Source organism: Paenibacillus sp. FSL H7-0690 (genome assembly GCF_037980415.1).
Lineage (GTDB): Bacteria > Bacillota > Bacilli > Paenibacillales > Paenibacillaceae > Paenibacillus_AQ > Paenibacillus_AQ odorifer.
Map to the genome: position 1 here is coordinate 3,769,446 of NZ_CP150281.1, position 19,691 is coordinate 3,789,136.

Below are 19,691 nucleotides of genomic sequence, written 5' to 3' on the forward strand. Positions count from 1 at the left end.
TACCGTTATAATAACAAGTTGTTTTTTGTTATCAATTTCCTAAGGAGGTTTCTTTCTTTTCAATCACAGCTGGATTTGTAATTTAGACATAGCCTCTTCCTTCTCACGACTGGTAATATGTGTGTATACGGTTGTAGTCTGGATCGAGGAGTGACCAAGCAGTTCCTGTACAGTGCGCAGATCTGCCCCTTTTCTCAGCAGCATGGTTGCAAAGGAATGTCGGAGCTTATGACTTGAATACGGACGACGCTGTGCTGCTGGCACATCCCTTTGGAAACGATCAAAGGTATCTGCTGCAATTTGCTGAATGCCGCGGATCGACAACCTGCGTCCTTTTTGTGAAATGAACATCGCTTCCTCTTTACTGCGCCAAGGATCTAACCTTTCTGCTAACGCAGAGTCGAGAAAAGGTACTACATCCTCGGGAACCGGCACATTACGCCATTTACGCCCCTTCCCAAACACACGGAGGGAATGTCTTTCTACATTATAATCACTCAAATTCAGTGTGTGGACTTCCCCCACCCGAAGCCCCATATAGGACATCAACAAAAAAACTGCTAAATTGCGCTTTTTGTATTTACCATCTATAGAAGATAAAAACCGACCCAGATCACTTTCATCTAAGTAGACCGGCTCACGATTGATCTCCGTTTTGGATTTCTTAATCCCGGCTGCCGGGTTGTTCTGAAGTAATTCCAGCTCGATCAATGCCTTGAAAAAACAGTTAATCGCAGCATGCTTCCGGTTACGGGTCGCATCACTCACTCCACGTTCGCGGACAGAGGTCAAAAAAGAAATGACATGCAGCTTCTTCACCGTCTCAAGCTTTTTACCATTCAGGCTGTCTAAAAATTGTTTCACATCTACTAAATAGGATTTTTGCGTATAGGGAGTGTACCCGGCATCCTTCATCCAGATGAGAAAGGCCTCCAGCCCTTCTTCGTAGTCTTCACACCACTCATTCATGCCTTAGAGCCTCCTTGTTAACGTTGATCTATATTAGACTTCTCCATTGCTCAGCATGTTTTTGTATCGCAAGTAAGAACTCCGTCAGTACGGGCGATTTCCATTTCTTATGATGATAGGCGATCTGCGTCGCCACACGCTGTGATTCATCATTCCAATTCAACCTGGCAAGTTTGCCTTCGGAGAGTTCATTTTTTACAGTAATTAATGGAAGAAAGGCAATGCCAAGATCAGCCATCACACATTGCTTTATCGCCTCGATGCTCCAAAACTCTAACGTGGGGTCAGGAAATACACCGTAACTGTTCAAATGCCGTTCAAATAAAGTCCGGTAGGAACAGCCCGTTTCAGTATGAAGTATGGTCACTCCTTTTAAATGAAGGGGTTCTACCTCAGCAAGGTTTAATAAGGGATGATCTGGCGCTGCGATCAGCGTCATCGGCTCATGTACTAATGTTTCTATATTTAAATCTTTATCTTCCGTCTCAGGTTGCAACAAGAACGCTAAATCCAGTTCACCCGAACGGACAAAATCTGATAGTTCCCAGCAAGCTCCAGGCTTCAGAAGAATTTGCACCTTCGGATATTTAGCGCGAAACTCCTTAATAATACCTGGTAAGCGAAAAGCAGCTAGAGATTCAGGAGCCCCAATCCGTAAAGAACCCGTAAGCTCACTATCCGAGCGTAACGCGTCCTCTGCTAAAGTGTGCATTCTGGATATTTCCTGAGCGAACGGGAGCAACCGACGCCCTGCGTCGGTTAGGATAATCTTTTTACTGATCCGATCAAATAATGGCTGGCCAATTTCAGACTCTAGTGCTTGGATTTGTGCAGTAATACTGGACTGTGCATAATCAAGCTTCTGTGCTGCTCTAGTAAAACTGCCCGTCTCCACTACCACTAAAAAGGTAAAAAGATGACGTGACTCCATGAATTTCCCCCTAAATGAAAATGAACCATCGGAATATCGAATGGATACTATTCAAAAATTCTGTTTTTCCAATGGATCTATTATCTGCTACTCTAGAACAAAAGACAAGGAAAGCAGGATAAAAAAACATGAAGGAATCCGGTTCAAACACTTTACAAAAAAACATTGGCATGCCTCAGGCTATTGCCCTTTACATCGGGGCTGTGTTGGGTTCTGGGGTCTTAATTGTTCCTGGTTTAGCTGCAGAAATGGCGGGTCCCGCTTCATTACTGGCGTGGGGATTTATGTCGTTGCTGATTTTGCCGATGGCCTTATCAATGGGTCTGCTCTCTGCTAAATTCCCTAACGCTGGAGGCGTGTCCCATTTTGTAACGCTTGCTTTTGGTCCAAAAGCTGGCTCACTGGTAGGATGGTTCTTTCTGATGTCCGTTCCGATTGGCGCACCTGTTGCTGCACTGACTGGAGCTGGTTATATGACCGCCGCTATGGGCTGGGACGAATCTGCAAGAATTACTATTGCCGCTATTATGTTGGTCATTGGCCTGATTACGAACTGGATTGGTATGCAGGTAGCTGGAAAGGTACAAATAGCGGTAGTTATAGCGATTGTTGCTGTGCTGGTCTTCTCCTTTGCTACTGCACTGCCCCGTATGGAAGTCGAACACTTCACTCCCTTTATCCCACATGGATGGATGAGCATTGGCCAGGCTGCTGCAATCTTATTCTGGTGTTTTATTGGCTGGGAGGCTGTCTCACACCTATCTGAGGAGTTCAAGGACCCACAGCGTGCCGCCGTTAAAGGAGTAACTATCGCCGCTATTATAGTAGGGATTCTATATTTTCTCTCCGCACTAGCAACTGTTGGTACACAAAGCTACCTCAAAGGTGGATCAAGCACTTCACTCGTCTGGATTATTAGTCAGCCTCTTGGGCGCTGGGGAGGATTTATTGCCGGACTTACCGGTCTGTTCATCTGTACAGCCACAATTATTGCCTATGCAGGAGCTGCCTCACGTGTGGCTTATGCTTTATCCCGCCAAGGCTCTGCACCGAAATGGATGGGTAAAATATCCAAACAGTATCATACTCCTATCGGTGGCATAGCTTTTCTTCTGCTCTGTTTTGTATCGGTGATGACGCTGTATGGCAGCGGGTCCCTCTCCATCACCACTCTGATCCAGTTTCCGAATGCTACTTTTATCCTGACTTATATCGGAGGTTGTGCTGCAGGAATACGTCTGCTCAAAGGAAGTCGCTTAGGTGTGACGATAAGTTGGATTTCCTTTTTAGCAACAGCTGCTGTGTTTCCTTTTACGGGCTGGGCAATAGGCTATCCGCTACTCATTACTTTGGTATTCGTTTGGATTATCCGTAATAAGCGTAAACAGAGGATGCGTGTCACTGAAGAGATTGGTCCTGAAATGCATGAGGAACAACAAAAGGTGTTGTAAGGCTCTAACTGCGTTTGAACCTCTCCCTAAGGAATAGTTGTACTGGTGTCCGAAACCGTGCTCAATAGGCGATAAATGTGCAAATAGCGTCAAATCTCTAACTACTTCTAAACTGGCATTCGTTTCAGCAGCTGCTTAGATGGTTATGGAATGAAGAGGGTATACTAGACTATGACCAGTCAAAGGAGACGATAAATCATGCCAAACAAAACTAAGATCATTCTTGAGCCAGCTGCTCAAAAATTTGCTGATGATAATGCGAAACCTCCCTTTCTACCTGACCTTGGGCCAGAAAAAGGCCGTGAAACGGTAGATAGCGTACAATCCAGTGAGATATATAAACCTGAAGTTGATATTGAAGATCTAATGGTGCCAGGTGGACCTAACGGTGATGTTTCCATAAGAATCGTTCGTCCCCCAAGCTCCTCATCAGCGTCGCTGCCTGTTATCCTGTACATTCATGGCGCAGGCTGGGTGTTTGGGAATGCTCATACCCATGATCGCCTGATCCGTGAACTAGCTGTCGGAGCGGAGGCCGCAATTGTTTTCCCAAATTACAGCCTCTCCCCAGAAGCTAAATATCCTACAGCTATTGAAGAAATCTATGCAGTACTCCAGTGGACAGCTGAAAAAGGAAGCGAGCACGGATTAGATACTAGCAAGCTTTCTATAGCCGGAGACAGTGTTGGTGGGAATATGGCCGCTGCTATTACTCTAATGGCTAAAGAACGGAGTGGGCCGAAGATAGCGAAACAACTATTATTCTATCCGGTAACGGATGCCTCGTTTGATACTGAATCCTATCATGAATTCGCCGAAGGCTATTTCTTGCAGCGGGACGGCATGAAATGGTTCTGGGATCAATATACTACTGACCCTGAGGAACGTAATCAAATCACGGCCTCCCCTCTTCGTGCTAGCCTAGAACAGCTGCGGGATTTACCAGATGCACTGGTCATTACTGGTGAAGCAGATGTGCTACGGGATGAGGGTGAAGCTTATGCCGCCAAATTGCGGGAAGCTGGCGTGAATGTTACGGCTGTCCGCTTCCAAGGCATCATTCATGATTTTGTCATGCTGAATCCTTTAGCCGAGACTCATGCTAAAAAAGGAGCTATCAAGTTAGCGACAACATGGCTTCGTGAAGGTTTCTAAACAAATCAACTATTGACATATTCCTTTAATAGGCGAATTGGTTCCCACAAGAATTCTTGTGCGAAACTGATTCGCTTTTTATTGTTAACATAATATTTATTATGTTAACAAGTGTATTTTTACAATTGAGAAACAAATATCCATTCTCTGCGTCAATATATTATAAATGATGTATAAGGAGCTAAAATCGTGAAATATGTACCGTTTATCCTAAAGACCGTTATATCTTCCTCCTTGCTCGTATCTGGAGCTGGTATATATTTGTCTAGTGCTCAAGCAGCAGTAACAACTCCTGCCTCCTCTTCAACAACCGTCGACTCTATCACCACAATTAAACCCTTATGGCACGACAAGGCAGATGGTCAAGGGATTTATAGCCAACAGACCCCTATTGCAAATGGATTATTCTATTATTCATCAGGCGGGACACTAAAGGCCGCCAATCTCATTACAGGCAAAGTTAAATGGTCCTACAAAAACGGAACAAATCCTGAGATTATAACGAATAACTCGGTTTTCTTTATCACTTATGAGGGTTATCTTGTAAAAGTTAATGCTCAAACGGGGAAATTGCTTTGGAAGGTTAAGGCTGCCAAAGATCCGATCGAGATCGGTGCTTTCGCGGAGTTAGTTAACGGAGTGATATACTTCCGGAACGAGCATGGTGGAATTGCAGCTTATCATCCGGTCACTGGTAAAAAGATCTGGGAGAATAAAGACATCCCTATGTATGTAGGAAGTATCGACGGCCTTTATAACGGGGTATTGGTAGTATCCAGTACCGTTGATAATAGACGCACACAGTTTTTCGGTCTCGATCCGGCTACAGGCAAGAAGTTATGGAGAATTCAGGGATTTTATAGCTTTGTTGCTTACCGGGATGGTGAATTATTACTCCGCGAACAAGCCAATGCTGCAAATGATGCCTCTAACGTGCCTCTTAAAGGCTATCAGTTGACCCTGGTACATGTTGATGTTAAAACTGGAAAAGCGAAGACCAAAAAGAACTATAAACCGCTCGAAGATGTCAGTAGACTCGGTAATTATTTCACATCACTTCAAGGCTCGTATCTATATACAGTCGATGGAGGTTTAGACCAATGGGGTGGTCATCCACTATACCGCTTTACCTTAGGTCAAGAAACAACGAGTGAACCCAAAAGTTATCAGGAGTACGGAAATTGGGTGGCTGGACCAGTAAATAACATGGCTTTTTTCCAAAAGGGTGCACAGATCACTGGCGTTCAAATGAACGATAATCGCATTATAAGCTTCAACGGACCGGACAGTCCAGCGCTTAGTGTTCAATTGATCGGTAAGGGGATTTACACTGGCTATGAGAATGGCTACTTCTATATCATAAATGCAGAAACAGGCAAAGCGCTTGGCAAAGTAAAGACCGGAGCACAACAATACGGCACACTATTTAGTGCGAATGGTATTCTCTACATCCAGACGGAGCATGATATATTCACGATTTCCCTGCCAAAAGAATTAAAATAGTTGTTGTTACTCCTCATCTTTTGCAGCCACTTCTCGTTTAAACTCACTGGTTCGACTCTCCAGATGAACTGACCCGCTGTTTCCAATCTGGAAGGTCGTGCCAGACCCAATCGACAGAATTTTTATATATTGTATATTAATCATTGATTCTGCGGAATCCTTTAATATCACAAATTCATCCGCTTCATTCCCTTGCTTTGTCCATACAGGGATAGGGATGTCTATGAGTGTAGTATCTTTCGGGTGATTATTAATCTCCCTTATGTTAAAAAGATAATTCTCCTTGCTTCCCAGGAATTTAGATTGAACCCGGTCTACAGATCCACAAATAAAAATAGAACTGTCGGACAGATTATTGATATAAACATCTTGTATGCGTGAGGTGTGCATAGGTTAACTGCCTTTTTTGACTTGATCTGGAGCGCTCTGAGTATATTCTATTACGCTGTCAAACGCCGAGGAGCAATGAATGGATTGAGTATCCCCTACTAAAAATACTGATGAACCTGAGATCGAAACGACTTTCACTGCATTGACACTAATATCTCTATTGATCACCGTTATCTTCATTCGTCTCCCGCCTTCCGGTTATATTTATTTCCAAATGCCGCTCTACTGCCATAACGATATCTCGTTTGATTTGCTCTACAATAGAAGCGCATTCCTCATCAGTGTATCCACGCCCTTCTTCTGTGGCAGGGAGTTGGTTTACATACTCGTTAATCCGTCCATCCATTTGATTCAGCAGATCCTGAGTCACCATTTGGATATATTGCTCATCAATGCTTAAATTCTTCTCTTTTTCTAAACGTGAAAATTGCGAGGGAACCTCTTCTTGCACATACTTCAAAATCTGTGGGCGAATCTGATCCGATAAGGCAGTTGTACCATCCTCCCGCTCCCCAATAGGTTTACCGTTGATCATCGCTTCATCCAGATTGTTTCCCTCATTCGGTGTAATGCCTATATTTAAAGTGCCTTCCAGCTTTTCGATTTTTAATTGTTCAAAATGATAATTGATAGGTCCTATACTTGCAGATTTATTGTTCTTTATGCTGTCTACATCGCCTTGCAAATCGCGAAGCTGCTTCTCTAACTGTTGAATCTTCTCCGCTTGCAATCTGAGTGTATTAAAAACCTGCTGAGCGTAATACGGATGCATACAACCCACCTCCTATGGTTTATTGTATGCGGGGACAAAGAGCCTAATTCAGATGTGCATATAGTTCCGCCGCTGGCGGTAAGGATACAAGGGGTGAAGCCATTTTTTCCGCTGGAGTCGTTGGAGCCGATGATGGAGCTCTAGAGGTCTCATAATTATGAGACAAAGTATTGATTCGTCCCGATGTACCAATCTGAAGTACCGAGGAATTAGAGATAGTGCCGATTTTTAGATTATAGATCGATATGCATTGATATACCGTAATGTTCATTTAAACCCCACCCTTAAGGAGGTGATACTTGATCCACCACATCTGAATCCATCGTATTTGTACTGCTGGCCGCATTATTCGTTATATTCGTACCTATGGAGTCACCTATGGAGAAGGAGTTGGCACCGGCATAAATTTTAGAGTTGCTGCTCAGGATAACGGATGCCGTATTTCCTACTAAGACTGTGGAGCTGGGGCCTACGCTATTGATTTTAATATTGCCGATGATTGAAACCACCAAACCACTCCTCCTTTCGGAATGATAAGCTATTCTATGTAGATATTCGCCCAGATGTCACTGAATAAGTCAAACGCCCATACAATGGATAAAAACCGTAGGAGGCGCAGAGCTATGAGTCCCAATAAGACGAACCCTTTAGATTGGATGAATGAAGATCCCTTTTTTAAGAAAAAGTTATCCTTGAAAGCTCTTGAAGAGCAGTGGAAGTTGGATCCTAACCAAATTGACGGGTATGTCGAAAAAGTAATCCGTGAAGCAACTGCAGCGACCTCCTCTTCATTTATGAACGAAACCACAAGTTTAAGTTTTGAGCATATCGACACTCATAATCACCTGATTACCAAAATTCGTATTCCGAACGGAATTCACCCCGAAAGTATATGGGCACAAATCAATCGCACACAAATTAAATTAACAGGTTTAGGAAAAGATCATAGCGAGATTATTCAGTTGCCAGTTCCCGTCATTCCAGATCAGAGCAGAGGCACTTATAAACAAGGTTCCCTCCAATTCAGAATGCCTAAAATGTCAGCGGGAAGATTCAAAGATATCGACATCCGATATTTATAAAATATTCCTTTAAAATCCACCTGTTTTACTCGTCCAAGTGCCCCATTCCCCCTAAAAAAACGTCTTAAAATCAAAACAGCGTATAATTTAAGTTATACGCTGTTTTTTGAGGGTGTTTTTTGCCCTTTTTTCATCCGATTTTCTATTCTTTTCGCTCTTCGAACTTTAAGTTCTTCTTGGTCATAAGATGGAGTATCAAGAGTAAAGGTGGGGGCAAATTATGTCTAAAAACAAACGCGGCAAAGCACTTTGGCGCATTCCATCCCGGGCTAGAGGAACATGTCCGATCTGTGGCAGCACACGTATTAAGCTGTTGTACTTCGGGAAAGGCATTTCAGGTGAAAAGCTTAATGTATGTAAGAAATGTGATGGGAAGCAAAAGGCATGAAAGCATTTAGCAGATAATTCACAGAACGGGTTACCAAATAAAGTGCGACCTTAACCTCGAAACTAAGCTCGACAAAAAAGCTATCGCACTTTGCTTGGTAATCCTTCACTTACAAAAACTTTTATAGTTCAATCCGATAGCGTCTTTCCTCATTCGTTAGAATGAAACCGACAGATTCATATAGCTGTAATGCAGAATCATTTTCCGTAAGCACCATCAGACATGCCTCTTCCAGTCCGTGGGTTCTAAAATAGCTCAATGCTTGAAAAAGCATGTACTTAGCAATTCCGGATCTTCTCCATGGCTCAAGTACAAATACATTTTCGATGTAGCCACCCTTCTCTTCCTGCCAGACCATTAAGCTACCCGCAACCTTCTCCCCTTCTCGAACAACAAGTGATGTCCAGAGCGGATTTTGTTTAAATTCAGCTAACCGTTCTTTCCCTAGCGGAGTTTCCGGCCAAATCTCAGCTTCTAATTCCAAATAATGCTCGTCTTCTTCAGGCGTCTCCATATTCCAGGTTGCGAATTCAAGTTCCTTAGCCAGAGTGGGTTCAGACAAGCCATCACTTAGATTGTGTTTCATCTTAAATAAGCTATTATAATGAGAGAAGCCCTTCACTTTTTCGAAAAATTGAGTATTCAAGACTTCTGCCGAATCGTTCCCTACACATAGAGTGGTTTTGTAATCCTTTGATAACGTTTCTTTTAATTCGAGTGCTCTTAATAAGAGTGACTGATAAACTTTTTCTAATAAATCATAATCGCCTTCACGTTCTGGTATTGTTTTTAAGTTCAGGTAGATCGAATGTCTGCTATCCTTGGAACGGCCGGGCGGAACAATATTGATGATGCTCACTTGACCTTTGGCCACCATTTTACCGTCCTCGAAAGCGCAATATACATTTTCCCAATTTTCCTCTGTGCCAACCCACCAAAAAACAACATTCCCCTTTGAAGATACTGTGTTATAAAGTTCACCAAGTAATGGCATGTCACCTTGTTCAAAATGACGGATAGTAGTCAATACAAAACCCCTTTTCAAATCATTAATATGGAATATATTTATAATAACATGCAAGTCCACGCTTGATTTGGTAATGAATTTTTATAACTAACTTCTCCTTGTTGTAACATTTTTTAAGTAACCCCTGTCTTACTTATATAGGGGGACTGAAGGATGAGAAAACGATTTTTTATAGGGATTACGATATTTCTGATTACTTGTGGAGTTGCTCTTGGTGTTGGGACGATATCAAATCTTCTGAGTCCGTTTAAAAGCTTCTCAGTCATCGTAGATAATCAATCTGATGTTGATATTAACTCTATCGAAGTAGGATTAATTGGTGCGGATTCAAAGAAATTGTATACAAGTCCAATAAAAGCAGGACAAAAGAAAAAATTCAAACCAAAATTGAGTTTAAATGGTGAAGGTGCTATATATCTTCGATATACCAACTCTAACGGACAGTCGAAAGAACAAACCGTGTGCGGTTATACCGAATATTTATCAGGTCATTCCAAAGTCACGATTACTAATGAACGCACAACCGTTGTTCAGCAATGTAATTAAATCCATTCACATCTGACCTTCAATCCTGCTTCACTCTGATGAGAGATATGTCTTCTAATAGGATAACAAGCCGCCATTAAGGCGACTTGCTAATCAAATAAGATTTCGTTTTTTAATTTGGAAGATGGGTCGGATCCAATCCTAGAGGGAATACTTCCTCAAAGTTATCTTGCTTTTCATATAAGCTATACCAAGTCTCTGCAATAACATCAGGATCACCAGCTGTTCCTGCTTGTATCATTGTCCCTATGGAAAGATGGCCGACAAATACTCCTTTATCTATTAACTCATTGTGTAAAGCAGTAGCATAATTTCGTATACCAGACATAACAATGCCGCCATTTCCTACAAAAGGCAAAGGGAACATAGCAGAAATACCAGTGGTAAAAAGAATGGCTCCTGATCCTCTATGGATCATATTGGGTAATACTTCATTAACCGAAAGAACGGCGGGCAGCAAGTAACTGTTTATTTGTTCCAACACACTTTGAGGTGTAGTTTCCAGCACATGAGTGAATTTATCCCACCCTGCATACGGACTGAACTCTAGTACATCGATTGAACCAAACTCTTTTATTATCGCTTGAAAGACTTGTTTTAGAGCTGCTAAATCTGTCACATCCGCTACAAAAGATTGTGCTTCAATATTAAGTTTCTTAAGTTCACTAATGATCATTGATAATTTCTCGGGATTGCGTGAAATGACAGCCACCCTAAATCCATTAACTCCGAATTTTTTAGCTAGAGACAATCCTAACCCAGGCCCTGCACCCACGATAACAATATTTCTCATTTTTGATGAACTCCTTTTCTATGATATATTAAAGTAACAGCTGTTGCTTTAATTGCTAATATACAGCTACTAATTTAATGTATCAATCAACAATCAACCTGCAAATGTTGCTATAGCAACAAGATTGCTAAATTGTTGGGTAGGAGTGAAGTAATGGCTACTAAAGTAAACAATATTCGGCTGACACAGACTAAACAGTCTTTAATTGACTCCTTTTTACGGTTTGTTTCCCTGAAGGATTTTGAGAAAATAACAATCGTCGATATAACAAAGGGAGCTAAAGTTAATCGAGCCACGTTCTATGCGCACTTTAATGATAAATATGAATTATTGGATTATATTATGGGTGATTCGGCATCCGCTGCTATTGTAAAACATACTGAAGGTGAAATTAAATTCGATCAAGAAGGCATCACTCAACTCGTATTATCGGTATTCGATTTCTATCAGCAACCAAACATACAATGCCGCAGCAGTTATATAGGGATGGTTGTCCCTCAATTGAAAGAGAAGATTATAAATGAGCTGAAGGTTCACTTATCTAACGCTTTAGGAGATATCTACCCAGATCACGGGAAAAGCTTTTATGTACCGATCATCGCACAAATGATCCATGAAGGTGTCTATCAATGGGTAACAGGGAATAATACTATAAATCAACAAGAAGTCGCCGAGAGAATTTCATCATTAGTCTTACGTGGGCTGCAATCGTAATTTAAAATCAGAAGATTCCTCAGACCTTTCCGCTGCCTGAACACTAAGGGGCCGAACTCGTCATTTACAGACGAACTCGGCCCCTTGTGATACAGAATATTATCTGACCGTGCAACACATCAATCGATTACACATTCCCCGAAAGATTTAATTGCCATGACACACCAAATTGATCCGCTACCCAGCCAAATTTCGAACTGAATGGATATTCGCCTAGTGGCATGAGCACCTGTCCACCCTGGGATAATGCTGCATAGACGCGGTCAATTTCGGCTTCACTTTCACAATTCACATATAAGGATACCGCTGGAGTAAAGCTGAATCCATGCTTCACGTAGCTATCTATACACATAAAGACTTGTCCATGTAATGAAAAAGTAGCCTGCATGACACTCCCTTCAGGGCCTGCTTCATTTGCTCCATAACGTTTAATACTGATGATTTCGGAGTGATCAAATAAAGAAGTATAGAAATTCATAGCTTCTTCAGCCTTTCCTTCGAACATTAGAAATGTCATTATCTTTTGATTCAGTTCCTTCATAATCGTCCAGCTCCTTAAAGTAATTTTATACAGATCATCTCATATCATTCACGTTTTCGTATATTTTCAAACGGGCATATACGGTTTCGAGAATAGGATACACAACTTGACCAGATACAGCCATCGCCAAAAGTGCACCATGCAGATGCTCAGCTTCCACTGGCAGATGTTTTAGCATATCCCTATGCATAGAGGAAGTAAATTCGGGTAGCACCGAATCCATCTTTTGCATCGTAGCAGTCACCATATCTGCTCCAACAGGCATACCTGCACTTTGCGCTATACTCACGATCTCATTCAGAAGCTGCTCATAAATAGTACGCGCTGTAGATGAGGCTAAAATGGGTCCAACCGAGCTATCCATTAAAGTTGTAATCCCGCTTAAACTAGCTACGAATATATATTTCTGCCACACTTCGTGCTGAATATCAGAGCTTAGTATCACAGTGAATCCTGCTTTATCCAAATGACTGAGAAGTTTCTGCGTTCGTTCTGACTCCCCACCCGCCCATTCACCAAACACAATACTATGAAAAGAACTACTTTGTATGATAGCTCCATTAGAACCTAACGTTGTCTCGATATAACAAAGACCACCCAGTACCTTTTCTGCTCCAAAATGCTGCTGCAAAATACCAAAATGTTTATACCCATTAAGGAGCGGGAGAATCATAGTCTGTTCACCGACGAAAGGGGTAAGATCCATCATCACCTGAGGCAAATGATAGGCCTTCACTGCAATAATAATACAGTCAAAAGGCTCTGCCTTCTCCCCATATGTAATCGTCCGAACGGGAGTCTGAAAGTCACCATGCACACTTTTTATTGCCAGACCCTCATCTTCTAACTGCTTTTGTTTAGTAGAACGGACTAGAAAAGTTACATCTTCCCCTTTTTGAACCAGACGCCCTCCAAAATAACCACCAATAGCTCCTGCACCCACGAATAGAAAACGCATGTAAGTCTCCCCTTTTTTCACCTTATTTTTAACAAATAAAAAGACCGCTTAGCTTATCCGCTAAACAGGTCCGAATGGCAAAAAAAGAGTCAAGTATCGACCGTTCTTTTGTCTCGGTCCATACGGATCTGAGCAAAATCCAACGAGTTCACCTCCATGGCTACAAATAAATTACTATTCATAAATCTGATCCATCTAGAGCGCCATTCGATTCTATCGATACAGCCTCCCTGGAAAGTATAACAAAAGAAAACCTTAAAGCCTAGTTTTAATCCATAACTTAGAGATGTCCAGAAACCCGAAGGAACCGGTGTGCAGACCAAACAGGCTTTGATTTAGCTGAGCTTTTTTATTCATATGACAGCCATGCAGCACCCAATAATTGTCTCGTAGAATTCCCTCCGCTTGATTCAGCAGTTTCACCCGTTCATCCTTTGGAGATTCTGTGAAAGGACCTAATACCTTCGAAAACAAGGAAATCTGGTCCTCTCTAAGCAAAGAAAATAAATAATTAGATTTATTATTAAAGTAGTTAATCATTCCCCATTGCCAATCATCTTCTAAAACCTCTTCAGCAAGCTGGATCTCGGCTGTTGTCTGTATATGATCTGCCTTAAATTCATTGAAAAAATATAACTCAATTTGCAAACCTATGGAAGCAGCGCGTGTTTGGAGCCATAACGCTTCTTCTCGTTCTTCTTTTTTATCCTTAGTTGCTAAAGTAATGACTTCTCCCTGATACCCATTTTCCGCTAAAAGCGCTCGGGCATGTTCCAAAGTTGGATCTAGAAGCTCTCTCTTACTGCTCTCCCATGGCAAAAAGCTATCTGCTGGAGTGATACGATTGCCACCCAATTCTTTTATTAAAGCCGTTCGACTGTAAAGGATACGGATGACTTGGCGAAACCATAGCTGCTGATGAATTCCCTCTCTATGAAAATTAAACAGAATATATCTGCAGCCTAAGGCCGGGTAATCTATACTGTGATTGCTGATGATATCAGGTAAAAGTTCCCCATGTTCAGGATCTGGCAGCTGGTATTGGCGTTCATTAGAAGCCTCTTTTGGCAAATACCAAATCTCAACACGATCCAGAAGCGGCCGAATTCCGAAATAAAAATCAAAAGCTGCGAGCACCAAAACATCCTCATTCAGATCCAATAAACGGTAGGGACCTGTACCGCTTACTTCACTAGTGATGTCTATATCGTAAGGGAGAATGGACATGTGAATACAACTGAACAGATGCAGAAAAAAGAGATTTGAACGTGACAACACAAACCGGATTCGATGATCACCTTCAACCTCTACTCGTTCGATATCCTTATAAAGGCTAACCGCAGGGCTGTTCAAGTCGATAAGCCGTTGCAGCGTCTCTTTTACATCTCTCGAGGTCATGATTCTTCCGTGATGAAAGCGTACCCCCTTGCGGAGGTAAAAAATATAACTTGTATGCTCCTCATTAGCTTCCCACATATGGGCCAAACCAGGAAGAAAGGTATCGGTCGTTGCGTCATAAGTAACTAGTGTGCTATAGATCTGACCCAGCAAATAGGATTCAAAAGCGGTGTATACATAAGCAGGGTCCAGTACTTCCATATGCCGGTTACGGGTAATCCGCAGGACGTCCAGCCCTGAGGTTGACTCTGCTTCACTACGGAAACCCATCTGTTTATTTAACATCGTTAACAATCGTTCCTTTAAGGGTCCGGTCACCTGATCGCTGCTCATCAATTCGATAGCTTCTTTTATCTTTCCTTTACTGACTAACTCCTGAAAGCTATCCTCGAATACCTCATCAATACTTTTTAAAAAAGTAAGTTGAGAGATATGCCCCCTGCCTCTCCCCGGCTGCCATTGAATATATTCCTGCTCTTCCAGTTTCCGCAGCACGAATTTAACATTACGTGGAGTGCAAATCAGGATCGAAGCCAATAAATCTATCGTCACAGGAACAGGTTCATTCACTTTGAACGAACTAGTAACGCCTGCTGCTAAACATAAAAAATGATTACTTATCTGGTCCAAATGGTTCACTCCTTTAAAGGTGAAATGGTCAATGTAATCCTTACACTTTTCCTTCCCCCTTTTATCATTATAATTATACATAAATCAACAAGGAATATGCAGCAACAATATTAGAGCAATAAGACTAGGAGATCGTAATCATTATGAATCAGCATCTAAGGCACATTCACCCACTAGCCTGGACAATTATCATCGGCACCATGTTCGGACGTCTGGTGACCTCGATGAGCATCCCGTTCTTATCCATCTATCTAACCCAAGTTCTCGGAGCTTCCCCGACACAAACAGGGATTACGGTCGCGGTTAGCTCGCTGGCAGGCGTATTGGCCAGTTTTTATGGCGGTTATATTTCTGATATTGTTGGCCGCAAAATCGTCATGTTAATCTCGGTATTTGGCTGGGCAGCCGTCTTCTTCGGATTCTCAGTGGCTCAACATCTATGGGTATTTTTCCTGGTGAACACCTTGAACGGCTTATGTCGATCTGTATTCGAGCCTACTTCACGGGCACTTTTATCTGATATTACACCTCCCGAGAGCAAGCTGCTTGTCTTTAATCTTAGATATGCAGCAATTAATCTTGGTGTAGTATTTGGTCCGATCATTGGGCTACAGCTCGGCTCTGCGGAATCAACTTTTCCTTTTCTAATCGCAGGAATCGTTTATGTTGCATATGGAATTGTATTATTCATGCAATTTAAGGCACATCGTTCAAGCATGCCCGCCCGTACACAAGCTCAAGCACCACGTTTACTCGAAGCTTTGACAATCACCGGTAAAGACCGTGTGTTCCTACCTGTACTTCTGGGTACCATCTTTTGTGTGTTAGGATACGGTCACTTCGGCTCAACAATGGCTCAATATTTAGCGATGAATACGCATTTCACCAATGGTGGGCAATTGTTCTCCTATATGTTGTCACTGAATGCTATAACCGTGTTAATAGTGCAGTATCCCATTGTACGAACGGCAAGTAAATTCCCGCCGATTGTCCCTTTAATCCTTGGGAATATCTGCGTTGCACTTAGTCTTCTCTTAGTGGGGCTTGCAGGTGGTGTGGCTCTATTAATGATCAGTGTAGTTCTGTTCACTATAGGGGAAGTCTTACTCTTTACGATGATGGATATGTTGATCGATCGGATTGCCAAACCTGAAATGAAAGGAACGTACTTTGGTACGATTGGCTTTAATAATTTAGGGAGTGTTATGGCACCTATCTTCGGGGGTGTGTTGTTAGACCATTATGGCGCTCAGAATGGCCTTGCGATCTTCGTACCGTTGGCTTTAACAACAGCTTTTGGTCTTCCTTTTCTTCTCGTAGCGCACAAAAGACTTGTTGCCAGAGAGAAATTAACACTTGGTGTTGAAACTAGAGCAATAAAAGGATAACTTATCCAATCCAATATTATGTTTATTGGATCATTCTCATCATGGTTAACATAATAATTATTATGTTAACCGAATATATGAATTAATTCATTTATCAAAAAACCGGGACCGTATCTTTGCAGAATATGCAATAGCTACGGTCTCTTTTACATAGAAAAAACGGTTAATCATATATTCCCTGAAGAAAACTCAACTGGCCCTTCACATATTGCCTTAGCTCTAAGGGCTCCATGATTTCGGAATGACCTATTATGCTCCAGACATTAGCGCATGCACTTTCATAACCAAACATATTCACCTTTAAAATGAATGCATCTCCTTCTTCTCTCATTTCCATGACCTCTAGCTGAGATAAAGAAGATATTGTTCTGTTATCAGCTCTGATCACAACAGGATAGATCTCTTCTTCTTTACAAGCTTGCTTAAAAACCTGTCCCTGCTGCTTCCAGTGCTCTTCTAATGAAAAATCCATAGGTATACAGTACTCTTCTTCCACAAGCTGCGTAGAGGCAATTCGCTCACATTTAAACGTGCGGATTTGATTAGCTTCTTCACAGTAGGCTATAAGATACCATTCCTCTTTTTTCACCACAAGACCATAGGGCTGTAATTTCCTGTATGATATTTCTCCGCTAACCTTTTGGTACGCAATCTGTAGTTTATGAGATCGCCAAACGGCTGTCCGAATAGATTCCAGACAGGGAATTTCTATTCGTTCTGTCCACCAAGGTGTGTCATCGAAAAAAAAGCGTTTTTGCGCTTTCTGAATGTCAGGTTGGTAGGATGCGGGCAATGTTTTTTCTAATTTCAACAGCGTCGTCTTCAGCTTAAGACCAGATTCAGAATGGCCCCCAGAATAGATGCCCATACCTGTTAAATATAGATTGATTACATCTTCACCATGTAACTGCTTCAGGTTAACTGTGTATCCCTCCATTAAAGAGATGCCACCATTGGGCCCCGACATAGACAACAAAGGAATTCCAGCTTCAGCTAGTACATCAATATCTCTATAGATTGAACGTACAGAAGTCTCCAAGGCTTGAGCTAGTTCATTGGCCTTCATTTTCCCTCTCGACTCCACTAATAATAAAATAGCAATCAAACGATGCAAGCGCATGAGAACCTCCGAGCTTTTCTTTTTTATCTAGTATACTTCAAAATTCTTGCCATGATGTTGTCAACAATAACAGGTTATGATTAGTTCATTACATAAAGGGAGCTGAAACATATGAAAATTGCCGTATTAGGAACCGGGTTCGGAGCTTATCATGCAGAATTATTGACGAAAAATAAGCATGTAGACAAAGTTATTGTTTATGGTAGAAATGAAGCTAAGCTGCAAAATTTAAAACAAGCGTTAGGCGTTGAGATTACCACAAATATAGAGGATATCATGCTTGATACCACGATTGATGTGATCGATATCTGTCTGCCCGTGACTTTACATAGACAGTATGCCGTTGAGGCGCTTAAGCATGGAAAACATGTATTCTGTGAGACCCCCGTATGCTTTAACACTGAAGATGCCCTTGCGATGAAGGAAGCAGTACAACGGTATGGTAGACGAATCCTCGTGAACCAATTTATTAAATTTGATCCTACGTACAAATATTTATACGAAACCACTTCTAAAGAGAAATATGGAAAGCTTTTAGCCTTCACCTTAAAAAGAGAAACGTCTCCTCTCTGGGGGGATCTCGGACTTCATTCTATCTCCACAAATCTGATGATTCACGAACTTGATTTTGTAACGTGGCTGCTTGGATCGTTAGAAGAATACTCAGTGTGGGGAACCGATGGTGGACGAAGTGAACAAGCTTTAGTGCGTACCCATTTTCAGAAAACGAATGTCTCCGCAGAGATCGTTGTATCCTCACAAATGCCAGCTGGTTATCCTTTTTCCGTAGGGTATGAGGCTTATTTTGAACAAGGAAAGCTAGTCTATCAAGAAAGTGACGACATGAACGGCACGGTTGAAGGATCATTAATTGAATATACCTCTGCAGGTAAACAGCAACTTTTGTTAGAACAAGCTAATCCTTTTGAAAAGAGTATTACGCATGCTCTCCAGTGCTTAGAGGAGGGTTCTACATCAATAATCGAGTTAGACTATGCCTTACAAGCTATGGAATTAGCAATAAAAATAGAAAAAAAGCTTGTTTAAACATAAGGGTTGGTGTAGATATCCTTTTTCATGGTTTTTGTTTGTATGGGCGTAGAATTTGTAGAATTACTGGTTAGTAGCTAGGGAGAGGAATAGGTTTTGAGTTTTCTATTGTGAATTTTTCATATGTTGAAATTGTAGAATAAAGTAGTAAATTTAGTCCTTTTTGGAACGCTATGGTTAGTTCTTGTTCATAAAAAGCTGTTATTTCACAGCATTTTGGAGGGATTTCATCCTTGGGATTAAGGGCGTTCAATTAGAGGATAAGTTAGTTGAACAGGCTGCCTATGATCTCGGCAGCCTGTTGTCATTGTGCTATCGTGCCCCATTAGCGTAATCGCGAGATTTATTAAATCTAACGATTAGTTTCAGAAAACTGAATCGATTGGATTGTATCAGTTAGCGGGTCAAATTGGATCGATACAAAAACTCCAAACTCGTTACCTGCTTTGCTTCTAATCCATAGTTTGAATTTCTCTTCAGACTTTTTAGGTGTTAGTTCAGTACGACCAATGTGCTTATAATCAATTATGACTGCATTGTATCGTTTTTGTGTTTCCTCTACTGCAATTTTGCCCCATTTTGCGTATTCAGGCGCAGCCTCTACTGTAACAGTGGAAAAAATAAGTATCGCCAAAAATGATATCAGTATTTTTTGCATAATAACCGCCCATCTGGAGAAGTTTTCAGTAATATCTCCCACTTTATCCAAATGTATTCTTAGACAACATAACGCCAGCGTGCAGTCTACAACTTTATTTTTCAATTTATCAAGATCTAGATTTAGGAAAGTCAGATATAATAAAGGGTTCCACATATTAGTCATGACTAATATGTGGAACCCTTTATGCTTAACTAGCGAACTCCGTTAGGATTTCTGTGGAACGA

At 41.6% G+C, this 19,691-nt stretch carries 23 protein-coding genes; 9 read left to right on the top strand and 14 right to left on the bottom strand.

The features are described 5' to 3' along the window. Positions 1-63: 63 nt before the first annotated feature. Entirely contained in the window at positions 64-969 is a 906-nt protein-coding gene (locus MHI32_RS16560; protein ID WP_076106781.1) for a tyrosine-type recombinase/integrase, read from the bottom strand. A 28-nt stretch (positions 970-997) separates the two neighbouring features. Next, the gene (locus MHI32_RS16565; protein WP_076133707.1) at positions 998-1,900 is read right to left on the bottom strand and encodes a LysR family transcriptional regulator; all 903 of its coding nucleotides are present in this window, start codon (positions 1,898-1,900) and stop codon (positions 998-1,000) included. A gap of 128 nt (positions 1,901-2,028) precedes the next feature. Between MHI32_RS16565 and MHI32_RS16570 the strand changes: the two genes are divergently transcribed. The 3 genes from MHI32_RS16570 to MHI32_RS16580 all read left to right on the top strand — a co-directional run bounded on the left by MHI32_RS16570 (position 2,029) and on the right by MHI32_RS16580 (position 6,009). Beyond that, positions 2,029-3,351, top strand: a complete 1,323-nt coding sequence (locus tag MHI32_RS16570) for an amino acid permease (RefSeq protein ID WP_076310591.1) — start codon at positions 2,029-2,031, stop codon at positions 3,349-3,351. 198 nt (positions 3,352-3,549) lie between these two features. Beyond that, complete coding sequence (locus MHI32_RS16575; protein WP_076217745.1) at positions 3,550-4,506, top strand: alpha/beta hydrolase; 957 nt, start codon at positions 3,550-3,552, stop codon at positions 4,504-4,506. A gap of 189 nt (positions 4,507-4,695) precedes the next feature. Then, entirely contained in the window at positions 4,696-6,009 is a 1,314-nt protein-coding gene (locus tag MHI32_RS16580) for a PQQ-binding-like beta-propeller repeat protein (protein WP_340010295.1), read from the top strand. Between the two features lie 6 nt (positions 6,010-6,015). Here the strand turns inward: MHI32_RS16580 and MHI32_RS16585 are convergent, their stop codons facing one another. The 5 genes from MHI32_RS16585 to MHI32_RS16605 are packed head-to-tail and all read right to left on the bottom strand — an operon-like array spanning position 6,016 to position 7,680. Next, the gene (locus tag MHI32_RS16585; protein WP_076126717.1) at positions 6,016-6,399 is read right to left on the bottom strand and encodes a hypothetical protein; all 384 of its coding nucleotides are present in this window, start codon (positions 6,397-6,399) and stop codon (positions 6,016-6,018) included. Between the two features lie 3 nt (positions 6,400-6,402). Further along, positions 6,403-6,579, bottom strand: coding sequence for a spore gernimation protein GerPD (locus MHI32_RS16590; RefSeq protein ID WP_111504304.1), 177 nt, complete (start codon positions 6,577-6,579; stop codon positions 6,403-6,405). Next, positions 6,557-7,171, bottom strand: a complete 615-nt coding sequence (gene gerPC, locus MHI32_RS16595; protein WP_076126719.1) for a spore germination protein GerPC — start codon at positions 7,169-7,171, stop codon at positions 6,557-6,559. The genes MHI32_RS16590 and gerPC overlap by 23 nt, the downstream gene beginning before the upstream one ends. A 43-nt stretch (positions 7,172-7,214) precedes the next feature. Beyond that, the gene (locus MHI32_RS16600; protein ID WP_340010297.1) at positions 7,215-7,442 is read right to left on the bottom strand and encodes a spore germination protein GerPB; all 228 of its coding nucleotides are present in this window, start codon (positions 7,440-7,442) and stop codon (positions 7,215-7,217) included. 13 nt (positions 7,443-7,455) lie between these two features. Then, positions 7,456-7,680, bottom strand: coding sequence for a spore germination protein (locus MHI32_RS16605; protein WP_036687577.1), 225 nt, complete (start codon positions 7,678-7,680; stop codon positions 7,456-7,458). Between the two features lie 114 nt (positions 7,681-7,794). On the opposite strand from MHI32_RS16605, the gene MHI32_RS16610 reads away from it, so the two are divergent. Beyond that, a complete protein-coding gene (locus MHI32_RS16610) occupies positions 7,795-8,253 on the top strand; it encodes an Hsp20/alpha crystallin family protein (protein ID WP_076126722.1) in 459 nt (152 codons plus the stop codon). 220 nt (positions 8,254-8,473) lie between these two features. Continuing rightward, positions 8,474-8,641 (top strand): hypothetical protein, encoded by a 168-nt coding sequence (locus MHI32_RS16615; protein WP_169744777.1) that lies wholly within the window; start codon positions 8,474-8,476, stop codon positions 8,639-8,641. A 121-nt stretch (positions 8,642-8,762) separates the two neighbouring features. Here MHI32_RS16615 and MHI32_RS16620 read toward each other — a convergent pair whose 3' ends face one another. After that, positions 8,763-9,635 (bottom strand): GNAT family N-acetyltransferase, encoded by an 873-nt coding sequence (locus MHI32_RS16620; protein WP_081387192.1) that lies wholly within the window; start codon positions 9,633-9,635, stop codon positions 8,763-8,765. 186 nt (positions 9,636-9,821) lie between these two features. On the opposite strand from MHI32_RS16620, the gene MHI32_RS16625 reads away from it, so the two are divergent. Then, positions 9,822-10,214, top strand: a complete 393-nt coding sequence (locus tag MHI32_RS16625) for a hypothetical protein (protein WP_076190225.1) — start codon at positions 9,822-9,824, stop codon at positions 10,212-10,214. Positions 10,215-10,326: 112 nt separating this feature from the next. Here MHI32_RS16625 and MHI32_RS16630 read toward each other — a convergent pair whose 3' ends face one another. Further along, entirely contained in the window at positions 10,327-11,007 is a 681-nt protein-coding gene (locus MHI32_RS16630) for an SDR family NAD(P)-dependent oxidoreductase (RefSeq protein WP_076184391.1), read from the bottom strand. 153 nt (positions 11,008-11,160) lie between these two features. On the opposite strand from MHI32_RS16630, the gene MHI32_RS16635 reads away from it, so the two are divergent. Continuing rightward, positions 11,161-11,721: a TetR/AcrR family transcriptional regulator gene (locus tag MHI32_RS16635; protein WP_076190224.1), complete on the top strand. Its 561-nt coding sequence runs from the start codon at positions 11,161-11,163 to the stop codon at positions 11,719-11,721. Positions 11,722-11,848: 127 nt separating this feature from the next. On the opposite strand, the gene MHI32_RS16640 is transcribed toward MHI32_RS16635, so the two are convergent. The 3 genes from MHI32_RS16640 to MHI32_RS16650 all read right to left on the bottom strand — a co-directional run bounded on the left by MHI32_RS16640 (position 11,849) and on the right by MHI32_RS16650 (position 15,248). Further along, the gene (locus MHI32_RS16640) at positions 11,849-12,262 is read right to left on the bottom strand and encodes a VOC family protein (protein ID WP_076190223.1); all 414 of its coding nucleotides are present in this window, start codon (positions 12,260-12,262) and stop codon (positions 11,849-11,851) included. Between the two features lie 34 nt (positions 12,263-12,296). Further along, the gene (locus MHI32_RS16645; protein WP_076217737.1) at positions 12,297-13,220 is read right to left on the bottom strand and encodes a ketopantoate reductase family protein; all 924 of its coding nucleotides are present in this window, start codon (positions 13,218-13,220) and stop codon (positions 12,297-12,299) included. A gap of 255 nt (positions 13,221-13,475) precedes the next feature. After that, positions 13,476-15,248, bottom strand: coding sequence for an ABC transporter substrate-binding protein (locus tag MHI32_RS16650; protein WP_340010300.1), 1,773 nt, complete (start codon positions 15,246-15,248; stop codon positions 13,476-13,478). Positions 15,249-15,391: 143 nt separating this feature from the next. On the opposite strand from MHI32_RS16650, the gene MHI32_RS16655 reads away from it, so the two are divergent. Further along, complete coding sequence (locus tag MHI32_RS16655; protein WP_340010302.1) at positions 15,392-16,636, top strand: MFS transporter; 1,245 nt, start codon at positions 15,392-15,394, stop codon at positions 16,634-16,636. 163 nt (positions 16,637-16,799) lie between these two features. On the opposite strand, the gene MHI32_RS16660 is transcribed toward MHI32_RS16655, so the two are convergent. Beyond that, entirely contained in the window at positions 16,800-17,756 is a 957-nt protein-coding gene (locus MHI32_RS16660; protein ID WP_340010303.1) for a WYL domain-containing protein, read from the bottom strand. A gap of 111 nt (positions 17,757-17,867) precedes the next feature. On the opposite strand from MHI32_RS16660, the gene MHI32_RS16665 reads away from it, so the two are divergent. Next, complete coding sequence (locus tag MHI32_RS16665) at positions 17,868-18,803, top strand: Gfo/Idh/MocA family oxidoreductase (RefSeq protein WP_340010305.1); 936 nt, start codon at positions 17,868-17,870, stop codon at positions 18,801-18,803. Positions 18,804-19,158: 355 nt separating this feature from the next. Here the strand turns inward: MHI32_RS16665 and MHI32_RS16670 are convergent, their stop codons facing one another. Further along, a complete protein-coding gene (locus tag MHI32_RS16670) occupies positions 19,159-19,629 on the bottom strand; it encodes a DUF3889 domain-containing protein (RefSeq protein WP_340010307.1) in 471 nt (156 codons plus the stop codon). Positions 19,630-19,691 lie beyond the last annotated feature (62 nt).